This window comes from Dactylosporangium sp. NPDC051087 (assembly GCF_055586325.1).
In genome coordinates, this window is sequence record NZ_JBVJIJ010000004.1 from 85705 (window position 1) to 105153 (window position 19449).

General features: G+C 72.4%; 23 protein-coding genes and 2 pseudogenes. 10 read left to right on the forward strand and 15 right to left on the reverse strand.

Annotation, left to right across the window (positions count from 1 at the left end; translation table 11 throughout):
- Positions 1 to 16: 16 nt before the first annotated feature.
- Genes ACZ6TV_RS09260 through ACZ6TV_RS09270 form a run of 3 tightly spaced genes read left to right on the forward strand, consistent with a single transcriptional unit; the run spans position 17 to position 2467 of the window.
- Complete coding sequence (locus tag ACZ6TV_RS09260) at positions 17 to 1243, forward strand: MDR family MFS transporter (protein WP_465296662.1); 1227 nt, start codon at positions 17 to 19, stop codon at positions 1241 to 1243.
- A 30-nt stretch (positions 1244 to 1273) separates the two neighbouring features.
- A complete protein-coding gene (locus tag ACZ6TV_RS09265; RefSeq protein WP_465296663.1) occupies positions 1274 to 1591 on the forward strand; it encodes an STAS domain-containing protein in 318 nt (105 codons plus the stop codon).
- A 54-nt stretch (positions 1592 to 1645) separates the two neighbouring features.
- Positions 1646 to 2467, forward strand: a complete 822-nt coding sequence (locus tag ACZ6TV_RS09270) for an EI24 domain-containing protein (protein WP_465296664.1) — start codon at positions 1646 to 1648, stop codon at positions 2465 to 2467.
- 6 nt (positions 2468 to 2473) lie between these two features.
- Here ACZ6TV_RS09270 and ACZ6TV_RS09275 read toward each other — a convergent pair whose 3' ends face one another.
- Positions 2474 to 3235 (reverse strand): maleylpyruvate isomerase family mycothiol-dependent enzyme, encoded by a 762-nt coding sequence (locus ACZ6TV_RS09275; protein ID WP_465296665.1) that lies wholly within the window; start codon positions 3233 to 3235, stop codon positions 2474 to 2476.
- 65 nt (positions 3236 to 3300) lie between these two features.
- Between ACZ6TV_RS09275 and ACZ6TV_RS09280 the strand changes: the two genes are divergently transcribed.
- Positions 3301 to 4341 (forward strand): UDP-N-acetylmuramate dehydrogenase, encoded by a 1041-nt coding sequence (locus ACZ6TV_RS09280; RefSeq protein ID WP_465296666.1) that lies wholly within the window; start codon positions 3301 to 3303, stop codon positions 4339 to 4341.
- On the opposite strand, the gene ACZ6TV_RS09285 is transcribed toward ACZ6TV_RS09280, so the two are convergent.
- Positions 4325 to 5089, reverse strand: a complete 765-nt coding sequence (locus ACZ6TV_RS09285; RefSeq protein ID WP_465297001.1) for a class I SAM-dependent methyltransferase — start codon at positions 5087 to 5089, stop codon at positions 4325 to 4327. The genes ACZ6TV_RS09280 and ACZ6TV_RS09285 overlap by 17 nt on opposite strands.
- On the reverse strand, positions 5089 to 5844 hold the full coding sequence (locus ACZ6TV_RS09290; RefSeq protein WP_465296667.1) for an SDR family oxidoreductase: 756 nt from the start codon (positions 5842 to 5844) through the stop codon (positions 5089 to 5091). The genes ACZ6TV_RS09285 and ACZ6TV_RS09290 overlap by 1 nt, the downstream gene beginning before the upstream one ends.
- A gap of 129 nt (positions 5845 to 5973) precedes the next feature.
- Here ACZ6TV_RS09290 and mshA point away from each other — a divergent pair, with 129 nt between their 5' ends.
- From mshA to ACZ6TV_RS09315, 5 genes are all read left to right on the forward strand, one after another.
- Positions 5974 to 7287, forward strand: coding sequence for a D-inositol-3-phosphate glycosyltransferase (gene mshA / locus ACZ6TV_RS09295; RefSeq protein ID WP_465296668.1), 1314 nt, complete (start codon positions 5974 to 5976; stop codon positions 7285 to 7287).
- Positions 7284 to 7784: a type III secretion system chaperone family protein gene (locus ACZ6TV_RS09300; RefSeq protein ID WP_465296669.1), complete on the forward strand. Its 501-nt coding sequence runs from the start codon at positions 7284 to 7286 to the stop codon at positions 7782 to 7784. Before mshA ends, ACZ6TV_RS09300 begins: the two co-directional genes overlap by 4 nt.
- A 13-nt stretch (positions 7785 to 7797) precedes the next feature.
- On the forward strand, positions 7798 to 9261 hold the full coding sequence (locus tag ACZ6TV_RS09305; RefSeq protein ID WP_465296670.1) for a glycosyltransferase family 39 protein: 1464 nt from the start codon (positions 7798 to 7800) through the stop codon (positions 9259 to 9261).
- Positions 9262 to 9583: 322 nt separating this feature from the next.
- Positions 9584 to 10624 carry an alpha/beta hydrolase family protein gene (locus tag ACZ6TV_RS09310; RefSeq protein ID WP_465296671.1) on the forward strand — a complete coding sequence of 347 codons (1041 nt, stop codon included), beginning with the start codon at positions 9584 to 9586 and terminating at the stop codon, positions 10622 to 10624.
- A 72-nt stretch (positions 10625 to 10696) separates the two neighbouring features.
- Positions 10697 to 11104, forward strand: coding sequence for a GntR family transcriptional regulator (locus tag ACZ6TV_RS09315; protein WP_465296672.1), 408 nt, complete (start codon positions 10697 to 10699; stop codon positions 11102 to 11104).
- Positions 11105 to 11136: 32 nt separating this feature from the next.
- On the opposite strand, the gene ACZ6TV_RS09320 is transcribed toward ACZ6TV_RS09315, so the two are convergent.
- From ACZ6TV_RS09320 to mtfM, 12 genes and pseudogenes are all read right to left on the reverse strand, one after another.
- Positions 11137 to 11874 (reverse strand): alanyl-tRNA editing protein, encoded by a 738-nt coding sequence (locus ACZ6TV_RS09320; RefSeq protein WP_465296673.1) that lies wholly within the window; start codon positions 11872 to 11874, stop codon positions 11137 to 11139.
- 189 nt (positions 11875 to 12063) lie between these two features.
- A pseudogene (locus tag ACZ6TV_RS09325) lies at positions 12064 to 12347 on the reverse strand (transposase); the annotation flags it as partial.
- Between the two features lie 275 nt (positions 12348 to 12622).
- Complete coding sequence (locus tag ACZ6TV_RS09330; RefSeq protein ID WP_465297002.1) at positions 12623 to 13516, reverse strand: alpha/beta fold hydrolase; 894 nt, start codon at positions 13514 to 13516, stop codon at positions 12623 to 12625.
- Positions 13517 to 13526: 10 nt separating this feature from the next.
- Positions 13527 to 13853 (reverse strand): DUF2516 family protein, encoded by a 327-nt coding sequence (locus ACZ6TV_RS09335; protein WP_465296674.1) that lies wholly within the window; start codon positions 13851 to 13853, stop codon positions 13527 to 13529.
- Positions 13854 to 13922: 69 nt separating this feature from the next.
- The gene (locus tag ACZ6TV_RS09340) at positions 13923 to 14462 is read right to left on the reverse strand and encodes a hypothetical protein (RefSeq protein WP_465296675.1); all 540 of its coding nucleotides are present in this window, start codon (positions 14460 to 14462) and stop codon (positions 13923 to 13925) included.
- Positions 14463 to 14470: 8 nt separating this feature from the next.
- A pseudogene (locus tag ACZ6TV_RS09345) lies at positions 14471 to 14872 on the reverse strand (helix-turn-helix domain-containing protein); the annotation flags it as partial.
- Between the two features lie 69 nt (positions 14873 to 14941).
- Positions 14942 to 15889, reverse strand: a complete 948-nt coding sequence (locus ACZ6TV_RS09350) for an asparaginase (RefSeq protein ID WP_465296676.1) — start codon at positions 15887 to 15889, stop codon at positions 14942 to 14944.
- Between the two features lie 85 nt (positions 15890 to 15974).
- Complete coding sequence (locus ACZ6TV_RS09355; protein ID WP_465296677.1) at positions 15975 to 16808, reverse strand: beta-keto acid cleavage family enzyme; 834 nt, start codon at positions 16806 to 16808, stop codon at positions 15975 to 15977.
- Positions 16809 to 16816: 8 nt separating this feature from the next.
- Complete coding sequence (gene ygfZ / locus ACZ6TV_RS09360; protein WP_465296678.1) at positions 16817 to 17881, reverse strand: CAF17-like 4Fe-4S cluster assembly/insertion protein YgfZ; 1065 nt, start codon at positions 17879 to 17881, stop codon at positions 16817 to 16819.
- Positions 17882 to 17888: 7 nt separating this feature from the next.
- Positions 17889 to 18314, reverse strand: coding sequence for a Fur family transcriptional regulator (locus tag ACZ6TV_RS09365; protein WP_465296679.1), 426 nt, complete (start codon positions 18312 to 18314; stop codon positions 17889 to 17891).
- Between the two features lie 22 nt (positions 18315 to 18336).
- Positions 18337 to 18921: a heme-binding beta-barrel domain-containing protein gene (locus tag ACZ6TV_RS09370; RefSeq protein ID WP_465296680.1), complete on the reverse strand. Its 585-nt coding sequence runs from the start codon at positions 18919 to 18921 to the stop codon at positions 18337 to 18339.
- A complete protein-coding gene (gene mtfM, locus ACZ6TV_RS09375; protein ID WP_033363477.1) occupies positions 18918 to 19022 on the reverse strand; it encodes a small membrane protein MtfM in 105 nt (34 codons plus the stop codon). Before mtfM ends, ACZ6TV_RS09370 begins: the two co-directional genes overlap by 4 nt.
- 12 nt (positions 19023 to 19034) lie before the next feature.
- On the opposite strand from mtfM, the gene ACZ6TV_RS09380 reads away from it, so the two are divergent.
- Positions 19035 to 19409 carry a DsrE family protein gene (locus ACZ6TV_RS09380; protein WP_465296681.1) on the forward strand — a complete coding sequence of 125 codons (375 nt, stop codon included), beginning with the start codon at positions 19035 to 19037 and terminating at the stop codon, positions 19407 to 19409.
- Positions 19410 to 19449 lie beyond the last annotated feature (40 nt).

The window sequence follows — 19449 nt, forward strand, 5'->3', positions numbered from 1 at the left end:
TGATCCTGGAGCAACTGTGCGCGTGTGGTACCGGTCCACGATCGGTGGCCTGCCGAGGATGTACTGGTACCTCTGGACCGGCATGCTCATCAACCGCGTCGGCGGATTCGTCGCGCTGGTCCTGTCGCTGTACCTCACCTCCGACCGGGGCCTGAAGCCCAGCGCCGCGGGGCTCGTCGTCGGCCTCTACGGCATCGGCGGGATCGCCGGCGTCCTGCTCGGCGGCGTGCTCGCGGACCGGTGGGGCCGCCGGCCGACGCTGCTGCTCTCACACTTCGGCGCCGTGGTGTTCCTCGCCGGGCTCGCCATGACGCAGCACATCCCGGCGATCGCCGGCCTCGCCGCGCTGCTCGGCCTCATGCACGCCATGCCCGGCCCGGCGTTCGTCGCCGCGATCGTCGACGTGGTGCCCAGCGGCGACCGCGGCCGCGCGTTCAACCTGCAGTTCTGGGCGTTCAACCTGGGCATGGCCGCGGCGTCGCTGATCGCCGGCGCGCTCGCCGAGGTCAGCTTCACGCTCCTGTTCACCGTCGACGCGGCCGGCACGCTGGTGACGGCGCTGCTGCTGGTGTGGAAGGTGCGGGAGACGAGACCACCGGCCCGCGCGACACCGGACGGACCCCGGGGCGGGCTGCACACGGCGCTGACCGACCGGGCGTTCCTGTCGTTCGTCGGGCTGAGCCTGCTGCTCGCCGTCGTCACGCTGCAGAGCTCGACGATCCTGCCGCTGGCCATCACCGCCGACGGGCTGCGCCCCACCGTGTACGGCTCGGTCGTCGCGTACGCCTGTCTGCTCATCGTCGCCGGGCAGCTCTTCGTGCCGAAGCTCATCGACCGGTGGCGCAAGGGCACCACCCTCGCCGTCGCCAACGTGTTCCTGGGACTCGGCTTCGCCTGCGTCGCGCTCGCCTCCGACGTGCCCGGCTACCTGCTGGCCGCGACCGTGTGGACGGTCGGCTCGATGCTCGCCGCGCCGCCGAACGCCGCGGTCATCGCCGAACTGTCGCCGGAGGCGTTGCGCGGGCGGTACCAGAGCGTGTTCTACCTGGTCTTCCCGGCGGCGAGCTTCATCGCGCCCGCGGCCGGTGGCGCCGGCCTGGAGTACCTCGGCGACTGGCACTGGGTGATCTGCGGCGGCCTCGGCCTGCTCGCCGCCGCCGGCCACCTGCTGATCCAGCCGGCCCGGGAACGCCGGGTCGCCCGCGCCGAAACCCGACGTTTAGAGGTACCCGTCGCGGGGTAGACGCCGCCCCTCAACGTGACAGGGGGCGAAGTGGACGGACTGACGGCGAGCCTCGAGGCACCGGACCCCGGCGCGGTCGTCATCCGGCTCGACGGCGAGCTCGATCTCGCCACCCGCGACCACCTCTCCGAAGCGGTGCGGGCGGTGCTGCCCGTCTTCCGGCCGCGGACGCTGGCGGTGGACCTCGCCGGGGTGACCGTGCTCGACTCGGCCGGCATCGGCGCGCTCGTCAGCTGCTGGAAGCTGGCCCAGGAGGCCGGCTGCAAGCTCAGCGTGCGCAACCCACGCCCGCTCGCCTACGCCCAGCTGCGCCTGACCGGCCTGCTGGACGTGTTCGCGGTCGCCTAGCCCGGATCGGCCCGGCGGGGTTTCGGGGGCTGCCGGCCAGGTGCGGTCCGGGTCGTGAAAGATGAGCGGGTGGTGCCGCTGAAGACGTTGTGGGACGAGTTCGCCGAAGGGGCGCGGCTGCTCGGCCGGGGGTTCGCGCTGTACTGGCGCAGTCCCCGGCTCATGTTGCTGGGGCTGATCCCGGCGGTCATCTCGTTCCTGCTGCTCGGCACCGCGTGGTTCTTCCTGTGGTGGTTCATCCGGGACATCTCGGCGGCCGTCACCTGGTTCGCCGACGACTGGGGCTCGCCGTGGCGGGGAGTGACGCGGTTCGGCGCGGGCGCGGGGATCGTCATCGTGTCGGCGCTGGTGTCGGTGCTGACCTACACGGCCCTGACGTTGCTCATCGGTGACCCGTTCTACGAGGTCATCTCCGAGCGGGTCGAGGGGCGCTTCGGCGGGACGCCGGGGATGCCCGACCTGCCGTGGCACAAGACGATCCTGAAGAACGCGGCGGACTCGATCCGGCTGATCGTGCTGGGGATCGCGGTGTCGGTCCCGTTGTTCCTGCTGGGGTTCGTGCCCGTGTTCGGGCAGACGGTCATCCCGGTCGTCGACGCCGTCGTGGGTGGGTGGCTGCTCGCGGTGGAGCTGACGGGGGTGCCGTTCAACCGGCGCGGGCTGCGCCTGAAGGAGCGCCGGGCCATGCTGCGGGCCAACCGGCCCCTCGCGCTCGGCTTCGGCATGCCCGTGTTCGTGATCCTGCTGATCCCCTTCGCCGCGATCCTGGTCGTGCCGGCCGCGGTCGCCGGCAGCACGCTGCTGACCCGCAAGCTGTTCGGCCTGCCCGTCGAGCAGATCGACAAGGCCGGGCAGCGCGCGGTCGTGCGGGTGTGAGGACCGTCAGCCGGTGCGGAGGCCCTCGAGCAGGCCGGTGTCGCCGCTGACGAGGAGGGTGTCGAAGGCGACCCGGCCCCACAGGGCGAGCAGCAGGTCGCTGGCCGGGCCGCTGGCGGTGGCGCGCTCGTGGTGGTCGTCGGAGTCCAGCAGGGTGTCGGTGTCCAGGAGCGCGACCCCGGCGCCGCGGAGACGGACATACCAGACCTGGTCGACATCGGTGGCGTGCAGGGCGATCATGCCGGCGCGGTTGGCGGGGCCGGAGCGGCGGCCGCCGGGGAGCCACGTGTCGAGGACCTCGGTGACGCCGTCGCTGGCGAGGCGCGGCTCGATGGGCTCGCTGAGGCCGCCGGCCATCTGGGCGTCCCAGCGGTGGATGGCGGTCTCCTGCGCCATCCGGCGGTGCCAGAAGGCGGCCTTCTTCGCCTGCGGCGCCCAGTTGAAGGCGGGCAGGTCGGGGTCGACGGCGTCGAGGGTGGCGGTCAGCTCGGTGAAGGCGTCGGTCCAGGCGACCACCGGGTCCACGTCGGCGGGCAGCGGCGTGTCCGGGCGCGGCTCGGGGCGGTCGGTGACGCCGCGCGGGACGACCCCGGTGACCCACACGTAGACCTGCGTGAGGTGCCAGGCGAGGTCGCGCAGCTGCCAGCCGGGGCAGGTCGGCACGGCGGCGTCCAGGGGGACCGTGCCGCCGAGCGTGGCGCGGAAGGCGTCGCCCTCGGCGCGCAGCGCGGCGAGCCAGAACTCCTTGGTGAGCTGAGGCTTGCTCATCGGCGATCCCTCTCCCGGTCCGGACGCTGCAGGTCCAACATTAGGGCACGCCTTAGTCTGGTGCGGTGTCCGAAGCAGCCGCGCCCGTGTCCAGCCTCGCCGACCTCACCACCCTGCGCCTCGGCGGGCCAGCCGATCATCTGGTGGAGGTGACCTCCGAGGAGGCCACCGTGCGGGCGGTCAAGGACGCGGAGCGCCTGCTCGTCCTCGCCGGCGGGAGCAACGTCGTGATCGCCGACGAGGGGTTCCCGGGCACCGTGGTGCTGATGCGGCAGCGCGGCACGGCGGCGCACCGGGCCGACGGGGTCGTCAGGCTGACCGTCCAGGCGGGGCAGCCGTGGGACGAGGTCGCCGCCGAGGCGGTCGCCAGCGGCTGGTCCGGGATCGAGTCGCTGTCGGGCATCCCCGGCTCGGCCGGCGCCACCCCGATCCAGAATGTCGGCGCGTATGGGCAGGAGGTCGCCGAGACGATCACCGCGGTGCGCGTGTACGACCGGGTCCGCGACGAGGTCGTCGAGCTGCCCAGCGAGGCGTGCGGCTTCGCGTACCGGACCAGCGTGTTCAAGCACAACGAGCGCTTCGTGGTCCTCGCCGTCACGTTCGAGCTGGCGGAGTCGCCGCTGTCCACGCCGATCCGGTATGCGGAGCTGGCCAGGACCCTCGGCGTAGAGCAGGGGGAGGCCGCGCCGCTGCGGGAGGTCCGCGAGGCGGTGCTGAAGCTGCGCGCCGGCAAGGGCATGGTCCTCGACCCGGCCGACCGTGACACGTATTCGGTGGGCTCGTTCTTCACCAACCCCGTGGTCGCGCCGGAAGCGGTGGCCAAGGTGCGGGCGGCGGCCGGCGAGCCGCCCGCCTGGCCCGCGCCCGACGGGATGGTCAAGCTCAGCGCGGCGTGGCTCATCGAGCGGGCCGGCTTCGGCAAGGGCTACGGCGACCCGGCCGGCGGCGTGGCGCTGTCCGGTAAGCACACCCTCGCGCTGACCAACCGCGGCTCCGGCACGACGACCGCGCTCCTGGGCCTGGCCCGGGAGATCCAGCACGGCGTCCAGGCGAAGTTCGGCGTCGGGCTGCACCCCGAGCCGGTCCTCGTCAACTGCCGTCTGTGACCAGGCAGGAGTAGGGCACCGTCAGCTCGCCCAGGCGCCAGCGGGCCGGGCGGTCCAGCACCGGCCAGCCGGCGTCGCGGGTCACCTCGACCGCCCGCCGCCAGCGCTGCCGCGGGCCGAAGACCGACAGCGGCGCCGCCGCCCGCCAGGCGGTGTCCAGTGTGGACAGCAGGGCGTGGATCGGCCGGCCGGGCACGTTGTGGTGGATGAGGCACTTCGGCAGCCGCTCCGCCAGGGTCGCGGGGGTGTCCAGTGTGGACAGCCGGCTGGCGATCGTCAGCGTCCGCGGTACCCCCGCCGAAACGGTCACCCAGGACGCCAGCCGCCCGAGCTCGTCACACGTGCCCTCCACGAGCACCGCTCCGGTCGCGGTCATCGCGGCCCACGCGGCGGGGACGGCGTCGAGGTCGTACTGGCGCAGCACGTTGAACGCCCGCACCACCGTCGGGGAGAGCCCGGCCAGCTCGAAGCCGCCGCGCCGGAACGTCAGCCCCGGCGGGTCGGCGAAGGGCTGCGCGACGGCGACCCGCGCCGGGTCGATCTCCAGGCCGACGACGGTGACCGACGGGCCCAGGCGGCGGCGCAGCTCCAGGGTGGTGACCGGCGAGGCGCCGTAGCCGAGGTCGACGACGAGCGGCGCCTCGGCCCGGGCGAGCAACCCGCCGAGGGTCACCGCGATCCAGTTGTCGACCCGCCGCAGCCGGTTGGGGTTGGTGGTGCCACGGGTGACCGCGCCGAGCGGCCGCATCACGACACCCGGTGCACCTTGTGCTGGGCGGCCTGGGCGAGCGGCCGGACCACGAGCCGGTCGATGTTGACGTGGTGCGGCCTGGTGGCGGTCCACGCGACGCAGTCGGCGATGTCGTCGGCGACCAGGGGGAACTCCACTCCCTTGTAGACGGCCGCGGCCTTCTCGGCGTCCCCCTCGAAGCGCTTGATGGCGAACTCGTCGGTCTTCACCATGCCGGGGTCGATCTCGACGACCCGGATCGGGCGGCCGTTGAGCTCCAGGCGCAGCGTCTCCGCGACCGCTGTCTGCGCGTGCTTCGCCGCCGTGTAGCCGCCGCCCCCCTCGTACACGATGAGACCCGCCGTGGAGGAGATCACCACGATGGTCGCTCTGCCCGACTCGGTCAGCAGCGGCAGGAGCGCCTTGGTGACCCGGACGGTGCCCAGGACGTTGACCTCGAACATCCACTGCCAGTCGCTGAGGTCGGCCTCCTCGACGGTCTCCGCGCCGATGGCACCCCCGGCGTTGTTGACCAGCAGCTCCACCGGGCCGCCCAAATCAGTCACGACGTCGACAAGTCGTGAAATGTCTGCATCAGAGGTGATGTCGGCCACAACGGCGGTTGCCGCCGGAAGAGATTCGACCAGCGCGGCGAGGTGCGCGGCGCGCCGGGCGACGGCCACCACGTGGAAGCCCTCAGCGGCGAGCCGGCGGGCGGTAGCAGCACCGATGCCGCTGGAGGCCCCGGTCACCACGGCGATAGGAGAAGACATGCCGACCATCCTGCCGCAAAGGTCCGGGAGCGCAGTGACCAACGCAACGGTGGGTAGACGGCCGTCCGCGAGGGAACATGGACGGTTGGGAAGATGTAATCGTCCGGCAACAGAAGAAGGAGCACCGACGTGGCGCGGGTCGACTCGCTGCACAGGCACACCCCGCAGTCCCGTCGGACGCTGCCGCGGAGGGTCGCGACGCTGTCCGTGCACACGTCCCCGCTCGACCAACCGGGCACCGGCGACGCCGGCGGCATGAACGTGTACATCGTCGAGGTCGCCGAGCGCCTGGCCCGGGCCGGTGTCGAGGTCGAGGTCTTCACCAGGGCGACGTGCAGCGAGCTGCCGCCGGTGGTGGAGATGGCACCGGGCGTGCTCGTGCGGCACGTCATCGCGGGGCCGTTCGAGGGCCTCGCCAAGGAGGACCTGCCGGCGCAGCTGTGCGCGTTCACCAACGGTGTCCTGCGCGCCGAGGCCTCCAGGGCGCCCGGTTGGTACGACCTCGTCCACTCCCACTACTGGTTGTCCGGTCAGGTCGGGTGGCTGGCGAAGGACCGCTGGGGCGTCCCTCTCGTCCACACCGCGCACACCCTGGCCAAGGTGAAGAACCAGCTCCTGGCCGACGGCGACAAGCCCGAGCCGATCGCCCGCGTCATCGGCGAGGAGCAGGTCGTCGCCGCGGCCGACGGCCTGGTGGCCAACACGCCCGCCGAGGCCGCCGACCTGATCGAGCTCTACGCCGCCGACCCGCGCCGGGTCAGCGTGGTGCCCCCGGGCGTCGACCTGGACACGTTCACGCCGGGCACCGGCGACAGGGCGAAGTTCGGGCTGCCCGAGGACGCCCTCGTCGTGGCGTTCGTCGGGCGGATCCAGCCGCTGAAGGCGCCCGACGTGCTGCTGCGCGCCGCCGCCGAGCTGCGCGCCCGCGACCCCGAGCTGGGCGCGAAGCTGGTCGTCGCGGTCTGCGGCGGTCCCAGCGGCTCCGGCCTGGACCGGCCCACGGCGCTCATGGACCTGGCCGCCGAGCTGGGCATCGCCGACTGCGTGCGGTTCCTCGCCCCGCAGCCCCGCGAGGACCTGGCGGAGCTCTTCCGGGCCGTCGACCTGGTCGCCGTGCCGAGCCACAACGAGTCGTTCGGCCTCGTCGCGATCGAGGCCCAGGCGTGCGGCACGCCCGTCGTCGCGGCCGCCGTCGGTGGCCTGGTCACCGCCGTCCGCGACGGCGTCTCCGGGGTGCTGGTCGACACGCACCGGCCGGAGGACTGGGCCGCGGTGCTCGGTGACCTCCTCGCCCACCCGGCCAGGCGCCGGGAGCTCTCCGCCGGTGCGGTCCGGCACGCCCGCGAGTTCTCCTGGAGCCACACCGCGAGCGGCCTGCTCGCCGCGTACCGCGACGCCCTCACCACCCACCGCGACACCGAGCTGCTGGCGGCGATGTCATGACCGGGACCCCCGAGAGCACGGCCGAGCTGATCGAGCGGGTCTGCGACGAGCGCGAGATCGCCTGGGAGAAGACCGGCGACAACGCCTACGTGGTGGTCCTGCCCGGCACCCACAAGCAGAAGACCAACTGCAACCTCATCGTCGGGGAGCACACGCTGCGCGTCGAGGCGTTCGTGATGCGCCACCCCGACGAGAACCGCGAGGAGCTGTGGCAGTGGCTCCTGCAGCGCAATGCGCGCATGTACGGGGTCGCGTTCAGCGTCGACAAGGTCGGCGACGTGTACCTGATGGGCCGGCTGCCCCTGCACGCCGTCACCGAGGAGGAGCTCGACCGGCTGCTCGGGGCGGTGCTGACCTACGCCGACGAGAGCTTCGACCCCATGCTGGAGATCGGCTTCGGATCCGCCATCCGGCGCGAGTGGCAGTGGCGGGTCAAGCGCGGCGAGCCCCTGGACAATCTCAAGGCATTTACGGCCTTCGTGGAGCGCACCGGCTGACTATCCTGTGCGGGTGATCGAACGATCGCCACTCGCATGGAAACCTGTCGGTGCGGTGGCGGCCTCGGCCGCCGTCGTGCTCCTGCTGACGATCAACCGGTATGACTATCACCGCGACGAGCTGTATTTCCGCATGCTGGGCGCGAACCCCGAGTGGGGCTACGTCGACCAGCCGCCGTTCACGCCGCTGCTGATCCGGGCGTGCGTCGAGGTGTTCGGCGACTCCGTGTGGGCGATCCGGCTGCCCGGCGTGCTGTTCCTGGCCGCGGCGGTCTTCCTGCTCGCCCTCATCGCCCGTGAGGCCGGCGGCGGCGCGGTCGCGCAGACCCTCGCCGGGACCGGCGCGCTGACCACCTTCGCGCTGGTCTCCACGCACCTGACGCTGACCACGGGACCCGATCTGCTGGTCTGGCTCGCGGTCGTCCTGTGCGTCATGCGCGCCTCGCTGCGGGAGCAGCCGCGGTACTGGCTGGTGGCCGGGCTGATCACCGGGCTCGCGCTGTACAACAAACATCTCGTCATCCTGCTGCTGCTCACGTACGCGGCGGGGGTGCTCGTCGCCGGGCCGCGCAAGCTGCTGCTGTCGCCGTGGCTGTGGGCCGGCGCCGGCATCGCGGTCGTCGTCGGGCTGCCCAACCTGCTGTACCAGATCACCAACGACTTCCCGCAGCTCGACATGGCCGCCGCGCTGGCGGAGAACAAGGGCGACGAGGCCAGGATCACCCTGATCCCGCTGCAGCTGGCGTGGCTGGGCCCGTTCTTCGTGCCGGTCTGGGTCGCGGGGATCGTGACGCTGCTGCGGAACCCGGCGCTGCGCCCGGTTCGCGCGTTCGGGGTGGCGTACCCGTTGATGCTGGTCCTGCTGTTCGCCATCGCCGGCCAGCCGTACTACACGGTCGGGCTGCTGTGCGCGCTGTTCGCGATCGGCGCCGTGCCCGTCGAGCGGCGCGTCACCCGGCGCTGGATCCTCGTCGCGGGGGCGGCCGTCAACGTCAGCGTCGCGGTCCTGACGTCGCTGCCGGTGCTGCCCGTCGACGTGATCGGCGACACGCCGGTTCCCGCGATCAACCAGGGCATCGCGGACCAGGTCGGATGGCAGCGGTACGTGCGGCAGGTCGCCGACGTGTACGAGGCCCTCCCGGCGCAGGACAAACCGAACACGGTGCTCATCACCGGCAACTACGGCGAGGCCGGCGCCCTGGACCGCTACGGCAAGGCGCTGCGCCTGCCCGATGTCTACAGTGGACAGAACGAGCTGTGGTGGCTCGGCCCGCCGCCCGAGACGGCGACCGTGGTCGTGTTCGTGACGCAGGGCGACCCGTCCCGCGCGACGGCATTCGGATCGTGCGAACTGAAAGCGGAACTGGACAACGGTTACGGCGTCGAGAACGAAGAGCAAACAGCTCGGGTCTTCGTGTGCCGGGGACTGACGGGCACCTGGGCTGACCTGTGGCCGAGCTTCCAACATTTCGATTGATTTCAATTATTTCAGTTGTGTGAGCGAGCCGACAGTCCCGCTACTTGTCGCTGCATTTGCTGGCCGCGTACCGTCGATCGCGGATACCGGCGATTCCTGAAGTTGGGGAGCGACGGGGGTGTTTCTGGGCCGCAAGGCCCACTCGCGGTGGCCTGTCCGGGCGGGGCGGCCATCGCAACCGGCGGCACCGCGCGGTCGAAAGACCGCAGCAGAGCGGGTGGTCGTGGACTGGGGGTGCACGCCACCCGCTGCCGCCGGCACGAGCCCCAAACTTAAGTCGGGCGTAAAGACGCACGCGGATCCAAAGCCGTAGTTTCCTCGCATGCGGATGCGGGGCGCTGTCGCCGGTCTCCTGCTCGTCGTCGCTCTTTCGGGCTGCGGCAGCAAGGCCGGTCCTTCGGAGAATCCGGAAACGTCGTCCTCGACCTCGGCCCCGGATTCCACCGCGTCGGCCCCGGAGGACGACGGTGCCGCCGCTCTCGCCGCCGCCGGGGCCGCACCGTCCGGATCGGCGTCGGCCGCCGCTTCGAAGAGCGCCACGCCGGCGGTCAAGGCGCCCACCCAGACGTTCGCCGTCGGGGTCAGCACGTTCACCTTCACCCGCGCCGGCCGCACCCTGCGCACCCTGGTCCTCTACCCGGCGACCGGCTCGGCGGGCGGCTCGCCGAAGAGCAACGCGGCCGTCGCCGCCGGCAGGTTCCCGCTCGTCCTGTGGAGCCACGGGCTGCACGGCTCGCCCGAGGGCTACCAGGGCGTGACCGCGAAGATCGCCGCCGCCGGGTTCGTCGTCGCGGCGCCCGCGTATCCGTTCACCAACTCCGCGGCGAACCCGTTCAACCAGAACGACATGGGCAACCAGCCCGCCGACGCGTCCGCCGTGATCACCGAGGTGCTCAAGCTCGACACGAAGGCGGGCGCCCCGCTCGCCGGCCACATCGAGACGAGCCGGGTCGCCGCGGGCGGCCACTCGGCGGGCGGCTACACCACCGCGGGCATGCTGTCCGGCTCGGGCCGCGACGCCCGGCTCAAGGGCGGCGTCATCGTCTCCGGCGGCGGCATGGGCGGCAGGTTCAGCGGCGCCAGCACCCCGGTCCTGTTCATCCACGGCGACGCCGACGCCACCGTGCCCTACAGCAGCGGCCGCTCGCTCTACGACGGCTGCACCTGGCCCAAGGCCTTCCTGACCCTGCTGAAGGGCGACCACGGCGGCGGCCTGTTCGGGTCCGCCCCGGCCAACCAGGCGGTCGCCAAGACGATGCTCGACTTCCTGCGCTTCACCCTGTACGGCGACGGCGCCGCCAAGTCCCGCCTGCGCGGCGACGCCACGGTGGCCGGCGCCGCCAAGTACGACGGCACGATCTAGCCGTCGCCGATAGGGCCATGTGCGCATAGGACGGCAAGCGGACAAGATCGGCTGGCTATCTACGGTTGTCGCATGATCGACCGGAGTTCGGATCGGCCGCTGTACCAGCAGCTGGCGGACCTGCTGCGTGAGCAGATCCACACGGGCGTGCTGGCGCCCGGGGCGTTCGTGCCGTCGGAGAGCAGCCTCATGCAGGAGTACGCGCTGGGACGGCCCGCGGTCCGGAATGCGGTGTCGGTGCTGCGCCAGGAAGGGCTCGTGGTGTCCGCCCGGGGAGCGCGCACCCAGGTGCGGCCCACGCTGCAGCGGGAGCTCGTGGAGCTGCGCGAGGGCGACGAGGTCATCGGCCGGATGCCGACCGATCCGGAGCGCCGCGACCTGGGCATCGACCCGGGCGAGCCGATCCTTGAGGTGACCAGGTCCGACGGGGCGAAGCTGATCCTGCCCGCCGGCGCCAACCAGCTGCGGGTCGCCCGCTGAAGCACCTTCCGCCCGGACCGCCGGCCTGACGACTATTCGACGAGGCGGACCCGGACCCGGCGGTTGGCCTTGCCCTTGCTCTCGACCTTGACGACCTGGAGCCGGCCGATCTGGGCGGTCGACGCGACGTGGGTGCCGCCGTCGGCCTGAGCGTCGAGGCCCACGATGTCGACGATGCGGATCTCCTGCTCGTCGGCCGGGATCAGGTTGGACTGGGTGCGGATGATGTCCGGGATGGCGAGGGCCTCGTCCCGGCCGAGGACCCTGGTCACGACCTTCCGGTCGGCGACGACCTCGGCGTTGATGAGCTCCTCGAGGCGCGCCTTGAAGTCGGGCGGGACCTCGGGCAGGTTGAAGTCCATGCGGGCCTCGGCGGGCTCCATGCTGCCGCCCGTCACGAGGGCGCCGAAGTCGCGGAACACCACACCACCCAGGACGTGCAGGCCGGAGTGGGTGCGCATCAGCTTCGTGCGGCGGTCGTCCTCCACGGCACCGACGACCTCGGTGCCGGCGGGCGGGAGCGGGTCACCCTCGGCCGGCTGGAGGTAGAGGTCGTCACCTTTCCGCGTCCCGGTGATCCGCGTCTGCACCCCCTGCCACAGCAGAACGCCGTGGTCCGGCGGCTGACCGCCACCACCGGGGTAGAAGGCGGAGCGGTCGAGCACGATGCCTTCGGCGGCATCGGAGTGCAGGACGACGCACGTCCACTCGCGCAGCGTCGGGTCCGCGAGGTCGAGGCGGGAGGTCCTGCCGTGTTGCGTGACACCCATGTCCCGAACTCTATGTCGGTCCGGCCCAGCGGCGCAGCGCGGTCATGGTCCGATCCCCCTCAGGTCAGTCGTGGCGAAGGTCCACCGCCGGCGAACGTCCGCCGCGGCGAATTTGTCATTCACAAGACAGACGCCTTGAGTCGTCCTCCTGATACATGCCCGGGGGTCAGCCGTTCGGACAATCTCAGGCGACGCGGCCAGGCGACGGTGCGCGTCGGACACGACGAGGTGGACCCCGGACAGGCCCCGCGCCGGCGGCGAGCGTAGGAACGCCAGCCGGCCGGCGCCGCCCTCGTCCGAGGACCTCCCGCCGCCCGTCAGCGTTCACGCCGGTAGCGATCAGGGTGGGCCGAGTTCGCGGACCTTCACCACCAGGGCGTCCAGGGCGAGAAGCGGGCAGGGACCGGTGTCCGACGGCCGGTTGCGGACGCCTCGACCCGCGTCTCGAGATGCGCAGCCATCGCCGACACCTGAAGGTAGCCGCCCTCGGCGGGCATGATCGCCCTGGTCATCTCTTGATCCCTCCTTCGCGCCCCGGTCAGTTCGGAGGATTCAGGCGATGACCGTCCCCATATCCTCAACCACCGCAAAGGTCGGCGATTCGTACACCACGCCCGTGGACGTGACCCGACGCGCCCAACCCGACCCGCTCAAGGCAGCACGCTCAAGGCAGCACGCTCAAGGCAGCACGCTCAAGGCAGCACGCTCAAGGCAGCACGCTCAAGGCAGCACGCTCAAGGCAGCACGCTCAGGGCGCGTTGAGGAACGCGGAGATCCGGCCGCGCAGGTCGGCCCGCTGGGTCCACACGACCCCGGGGCGGTCGTAGATGTGCAGCTCGGCGCCGGGCAGGGACTCGGCGAGCTGCTCGGCGACGGCGACAGGGTGCAGGTCGTCGCCGCGGGCGCCGATGACGAGGCAGCTGGCGGTGACCTTGCCGAGGTCGGCGCGGTCCTCGACGGCGACCTGGGCGGGCAGGCTGCCGAGGCCGGCGGCGAGCCCGTCGCGCATCAGCTGGTCGAGCCGCTGGCGCAGGAACGCCCAGACCGCGGGTGTGTTGCGGACCTGGGTGGGGACCTCCATGGAGATCACGTCGGCCACGGCGGCGGCGTCGCCGGCGTCGATCGCTTCGAGCAGGGCGCTGAGCCGCTCCTGCGCGGCGGCCGGCCGGGCCGTGTCCAGGACGGCGGGGAGGAAGAACACGGCGCGCTCGAAGCGGCCGGGGTTGTCGGCGAGGAGCCGGCAGAGCGCGCCCGCGCCGAGGCTGACGCCGAGGGCTCGGGTGGCGCCGGACAGGTCCGCGACGGCGCGCAGGTCCCGGGCGAGGTCGGCATAGGTCCAGACGCCGCCGGGCGCGGCGGAGTGGCCGTGCCCGCGGAACTGGAAGAAGACCTTGCGGCCGGAGACCGCGCTGCCCAGGGGGCGGGTCTCGGCGATGCCGCTGCCCAGCCCGTGGGCGAAGACCGTGACGGGGTCGCCCTCGCCGGTGACGAGCCGCTCCAGCTCGACGCCGTGCGGGGTGGCGATCTGCTCGGTCGGCGGTGCGGGGAGGGTCGGCCGGCCGGTCTGCGGCCCGCGGGTCACGGGCGGGCGGAAGCGGTCGGGCCTGCCGTCGGGCGGCGGCGGCCAGCGGAAGTCCATCAGCGAACCGCCATCACCACGAGCCGTGGCCGTCGACCGCGTCGCGCAGGGCGGGTCTGATGTCGAGCAGATACACCGCGAAGATGCCCGCGGAGATGAGCAGGAAGATGCTCAGGTAGCCCATGCGCAACTGTGGTGCCAGCGCGGTGAGCAGCAGGCCTCCACCGTTCATGGCCAGCCAGATCGTCTTGGACATGGTGCCGATGGCCGGGAAGGCGTCGGCCCGCTGGACGAGGCAGTGCAGCAACGCCGCGGCGCCGAGCACCAGGCAGAAGATCCACACCGCCAGGTCGATGTAGAGCTCGACCCTGTCGTAGAACACCGGCACTGCAGTCACCATCCCACGAGCTTATTCCGAAGCCCCCCGGCCCGTGCGAGACGGTGCCGGAGGGCTCTCGACAAACTCCCGTTACTTCTTCGCGGCAGCGGTCTTCTTCGCGGCGGTCGCCTTCTTCGTGGGGGCCGTGGCGGGCGCAGCCGCGGGGGCAGTCGCAGGGGCAGTCGCAGAGGCGGACTTCGGCGTCACGGCCGGAGCGACGTCGGCCGGGGTCGGGGTCACGGCGACCTCGGCGGTGACGGTCTTCGTGGCCGGCGCGATCTCGATCTTCGCCTCGGTCGTGCGGCCGCCGGCGACGACCTTCTCGCCCCGGTTGACCAGCTCGGTGTAGACGGCGAGCGCGCGGTCCTGGGCCACCTGGGCGCCGGCCAGCAGCGTCACCGTGTTGCGCCGGGCCACGTCGCGCAGGCGGTCGGCCGCCACGGTCAGGTCGGCACGGAGGTTGGTCTCGGCGACGGCGTCGGTCACCGCCGGGCGCAGCTCCTCGACCCGGGCGCGCAGCTGGGCGACCTGCGCGGGCAGCTTGCGCAGCTGCTCATAGGCCAGGTCGCCGGCGCCGGCGGCGGCATAGAGCGGGGTGGGGATCTTGCGGGTGGTGGTGCTCGTGGTCATTTCGGCTCCTCTGGCTTCGTCGGTGATGTCGGATCGGCGCCCGGCCCCGCCCCCGAGGGGGCGCCATCCACATCGGTGCGCGTGTTCTCGCGCCGGAACGTCTCGTAGATCTGGGTGAGCGACTGCTTCTGGGCCACGGTGAGATCACTGTCCGCAGCGATCGCGGCAAGGACGTCGTGCCCTTCGCGCTCGAGCAGGCCGGCCCGCAGATACATCAGCGGGGTCGACACCCGCAGCGCACCGGCGAGCTGCGCGAGCACCTCGGCGCTCGGTTTGCGCAGGCCCCGCTCGATCTGACTGAGATATGGGTTGCTGACGCCGGCCTGCTCGGCAAGCTGGCGGAGCGAGATGCGCGCGTTGCGGCGCAGGTCACGGATGAACCCACCCAGGTCGCGCGGCTCTTCAGTCACGTCACCGACCGTAGCTCGCCCTGCTAACTCTTGCAAGCAAAACGCTAGCAGGAGCTAGCGTGAAGCGAGTCACCAGACAGCGCGCACCTCGCCTACCCGCGACCCGCCCCCCAAAACCGACATTTCAGAGTATGGCGCCAGCGAGACGCCCAGCCGTGAAAAGGCCGAACTCAGCACCGGCAGCCGCGGCCGCATCGCACCGTCGTCGATCTTCATTGCCACGGCGCCGACGCCGGGAAGTGCCGCGGCGAGGACACCCTCCGCGCCACCCTTCACCAGGAGCCCGGGGACCGCCCGCATGAGCTGCGTGTCGTGGCCGTCGGCGTCAGTACCGGAGACCAGGTCGGGACGGGCGCGCATCGCGTCGGCGACCCGGCGCGGCGCGGAACCCGGCGGCGCGGCCACCAGCGCCAGGAACGCCGAGGCCAGCCCGCGCAGCGACACCGCGAGCAGCGGCGCGCCGCACCCGTCCACGCCGACCGCCGCCGCCGGCTCCCCCGCCAGGGACTCGACGCCGGAGCGGATCGCCATCTGCACCGGATGCGCCGGATCCAGGTAACCGGCCAGGGGCCAGCCGTTGGCCGCGCACGTGCGCAGCATCCCGGCATGCTTGCCGGAGCAGTTCATGAACAGCGGCGAGCGCTGCCCGCCCGCCCTGACCAGGGCGTCGCGGGCGTCGTCGGACAGCGGGTAGTCCGGCGGGCAGCCCAGCGCGGCCGCCGGGACGTCGCCGAGGACCTCGCGCACGGCGTCGATGTGGACGGGCTGGCCGCGGTGGCTGGCCGAGACGATCGCCAGCTCGGCCTCGGTGGCGGACAGGCCGGCCGCCAGCATGCCGACGGCCTGCATGGGTTTGTTGGACGAGCGCGGGAAGACCGGGCCGAGCACGTCGCCGGCCCAGGCCGTGACCTCCCCTCCGGCGTCCAGCACGACGACGGACCCGCTGTGCCGGCTCTCCACGAAACCGCTGCGCACGACCTCCGCGAGCGGCTCGCCGCCCAGGTACAGGTCGCTCATGCCGCCGCCTGCGCTGCGCTCCGGCATCGGCCTGAGCCAACCACTGCACCAACCATGAGCAGCCCTCCGCTGCGCTCCGGCCCGCTCATGCCCGCACACCCAGCAGCGCGCGGGCGTCCGACGGGGTCATCGGCGGGCGCTGGGCGAGCCGGGCGAAGGCGGAGGCCCGCGCGACGAGCTGCGCGTTGCTCTCCACCGGCACGCCCCTGGAGTAGGTGACGGTGTCCTCCAGGCCGACCCGCAGGTGCCCGCCGGCGGACAGCGACGCGAGCAGGACCGGCAGCGTGCTGCGGCCGATGCCGGTGGCCGAGAACGTGGTGCCCTCGGGCAGGTCGCGCATCGCCTGGACGCAGGCGACGAGGGCGTCGGCGGTGCCGGGCATCCCGCCGGGCACGCCCATGACGAGGTCGACGTGGACGTGGCCGCCGTAGGGCAGCCCGTGCTTGTCGAGCAGGCGCTTGAGGGTGGTCAGCTGGCCGAGGTCGAAGATCTCGTACTCGGGGACGATCCCGCGGTCGCGCATGCGGGTGTGCAGCTCGACGACGAACGCCCACCGGTTGAGGAACACGTCATCGCCGAAGTTGACCGTGCCCATCGTGCAGGAGGCCATGTCGGGCTCGGCGTCCAGGACCCGGAGCCGGTCGTCCTGCGGGTCGGTGACCGCGCCGCCGCTGGAGAGCTGGACGATCAGGTCCGTCTCGGCCCGCAGTGCGGCGACGGCCTCCTTGAGCAGGCCCAGGTCGAGGGTCGGCGCGGCGGCCGCGTCGCGGAGGTGCACGTGGATGACGGCGGCGCCCACCGCCTGGCATTCCTTGCCGGCCGCGACCAGCTCCGCCAGGGTCACCGGCAGGGCTGGCACGTCGGACTTGCTCGATTCGGCGCCGGTGGGCGCCACCGTGATCAACGTCGTTGTCGTCATGGCTCTTTCTACAGCGGATCGATCGCGGCGGTGGACGGACCCACCAGCAATTGACCGCCGTCGTCGGGCTTGACGTTCTGCCGGACCACGGCGAGCGCGATCTGGCCGAGCTCGTAGTGGCGCGCGGCGGTGCCGATGAAGCCGACCGCCCGCCCGTCCTTGACGATCTCGGTGTGCGGCGCGGGCAGCTCGTCGGTGGCGATGCCGTCGAGGTGCAGCAGCACCAGCTTGCGCGGCGGCCGGCCGAGGTGGTGCACCCGGGAGATCGTCTCCTGCCCCCGGTAGCAGCCCTTCTCGAGGTGTACGGCCTGCGCCGTCCACCCGACCTCCGCGGGCAGCGTCTTGTGGTCGGTCTCGAAGCCGAAGCGCGGCCGCCGGGCCGCCACCCGCATCGCCTCATACGCCCAGATCCCCGCGAGCGGGAGTCCTGCCGCGGCGATGACGTCGGGCACCGCGGCGCGCGGCACCAGGAGGTCCGCGCCGCCCTCGACCCGCCGGACGAGCCCGTCGAAGCCGGGCAGCGCCGCGGCGGCATACCTGGCGGTGGGGCGGGGCGGGACGGCACCCGTGGCGAACTTCGCCGGCGGCACCGGCACCACGTCGGGCGCCGCGAGGGAGACGCCGAGCGCGGTCAGCGCCTCGTCGGTGTGCGGGCCGGCGATCGACAGCACGGCCCGGTCGGCGGTGGCGTCGGCGGGCTCGACCCGGGTCATGAAGATCATCCGGGTGAGGAACGTCAGCAGGCCCGCCCCGGCGCCCGGCTCCAGGTCCAGCCAGGTGGTCGTGCCGTCGTCGACGAGCACGGCGTGGTGCTCGACGTGCCCGTGCGGCGACAGGACGAGCAGCTCGGAGCCGGTCATCGGGGGCAGGCCGGTCAGGTGCTGGGTGGTGAGGCTGTGCAGCCAGGTCAGCCGGTCGACGCCCGGCACGGCGAGCACGTCGCGGTGCGAGCGGTCGACGAGTCCGGCCCCGGTGTCCAGGATCTTCTGCTCGCGGCCGGGGTCACCGTAGTGCGCGACCGCGCCGGCGTCGGGGGATGAGGGGTCGATGGACGCCACGGTTATGGGATTCACGAGCGGGTCACTCCTCTTTGGTGCCGCAGTTGCCGCACACCCCGAACAGGGCCACGTGGCCGATGTCGAGGCGGAAGCCGCGGGTGGTGCACAGCTCGTCGGCGAGCGCCTCGAGCGTGCGGGACGGCAGCTCCAGCACGTCGCCGCAGCCCCGGCACACCAGGTGGGCGTGCTGGTGCTCGCCGAGCGGATGGTAGGTGGGCGCGCCGTGCGACAGGTGCGCGTGCGTCACCAGCTGGAGCTCCTCGAGCAGCTCGAGGGTGCGGTAGACGGTGGTGATGTTGACCCCGGCGGCGCGCTCGCTGACGTCGGCGTGGATCTGGTCCGGCGTCGCGTGGCGCAGCCGGTAGACCGCTTCGAGCACGAGCTGCCGCGGCGCGGTCAGCCGCAGGCCCCGCGACCGGAGCACTGCGGCCAGATCATCGAAACCCACCGCACCAGGTTAGCCCGGAGCCCTAGCCGGCGACACGCTCCAGGCGGGCCGACAGGTGCGTCTGGAGCGGCTGGCCGACCGCCGCGAGGTCGAACGCGTAGAGCAGCGCGCCCTCGACGATCCCGTAGAGCCGCTGCGCGCCGCGCACCTCCTTGGCCGTCGACGTGCGCACGACCGCGTCGGTGGCCATCTGCCACTGCGTGGTGCCCTTGGCCTGGCCGATGTAGAGCTCCATGATCCCGGTCGGCTGGTTGAGCAGCACCTCGACCTCGTCGGTCGCCTTGCCGTCCGCGAGCACCGGCCGCCACCAGCCGGTCTCCCGGTTGCTGGGCTTGATCGGGTTGCCCTCGACGTCGATCACCCAGGCACGCGACTCGTAGAACAGGAACGGCCGGCCGTCGTGGCTGAAGCGGATCTCCTGCGCGTAGTGGAAGCCCTCGATCGTCGGGTAGTCGCCCTGGCCGCGCCCGCGCCACACCCCGACCAGCGGCAGCAGGCCGAGCAGCGCGGGGTGGAGATCCGGGCCGACCCGCAGGTCGTGCGTCTCCTCATACGGATACTCCCCGACCTGGGCCAACCCCGCCCACGGCGGCTCTACGTCTGTCACCAACGCCCCCTCGACACCCTCACCGCCAGATAGATCAGGCCGCCGGCCAGTGCGCCCATTCCGGCGACCAGCAAGCTCACGAACCCGATCTCGGTAACCATCCCCCGAATCCTATGCTGCGATGCATGGCACGCTCTCTGGTCATCAAGACAACCGCCGGCGCGGACGCGCCGGAGCGCTGTTCGCAGGCGTTCACCGTGGCCGCCACCGCCCTCGCCGGCGGGGTGCCCACCTCGCTGTGGCTGACCGGGGAGTCGGCGTGGTTCGCGCTGCCGGGCCGGGCGGCGCAGTTCGAGCTGCCGCACGCCGCTCCCCTGGCCGACCTGCTGGAGGCGATCCTGGCCGGCGGCACGGTCACGCTGTGCACCCAGTGCGCGGCCCGCCGCGACATCGGCCCCGAAGACGTCATCCCGGGCGTGCGCATCGCCGGCGCGGCCGCCTTCGTCGAGGAGGCGCTCCAGGAAGGCGCGCAGGCGCTCGTGTACTGAGGTGAGCGGGGTCGGAGCGAGGCGTGGTTCCAGGCGGCGC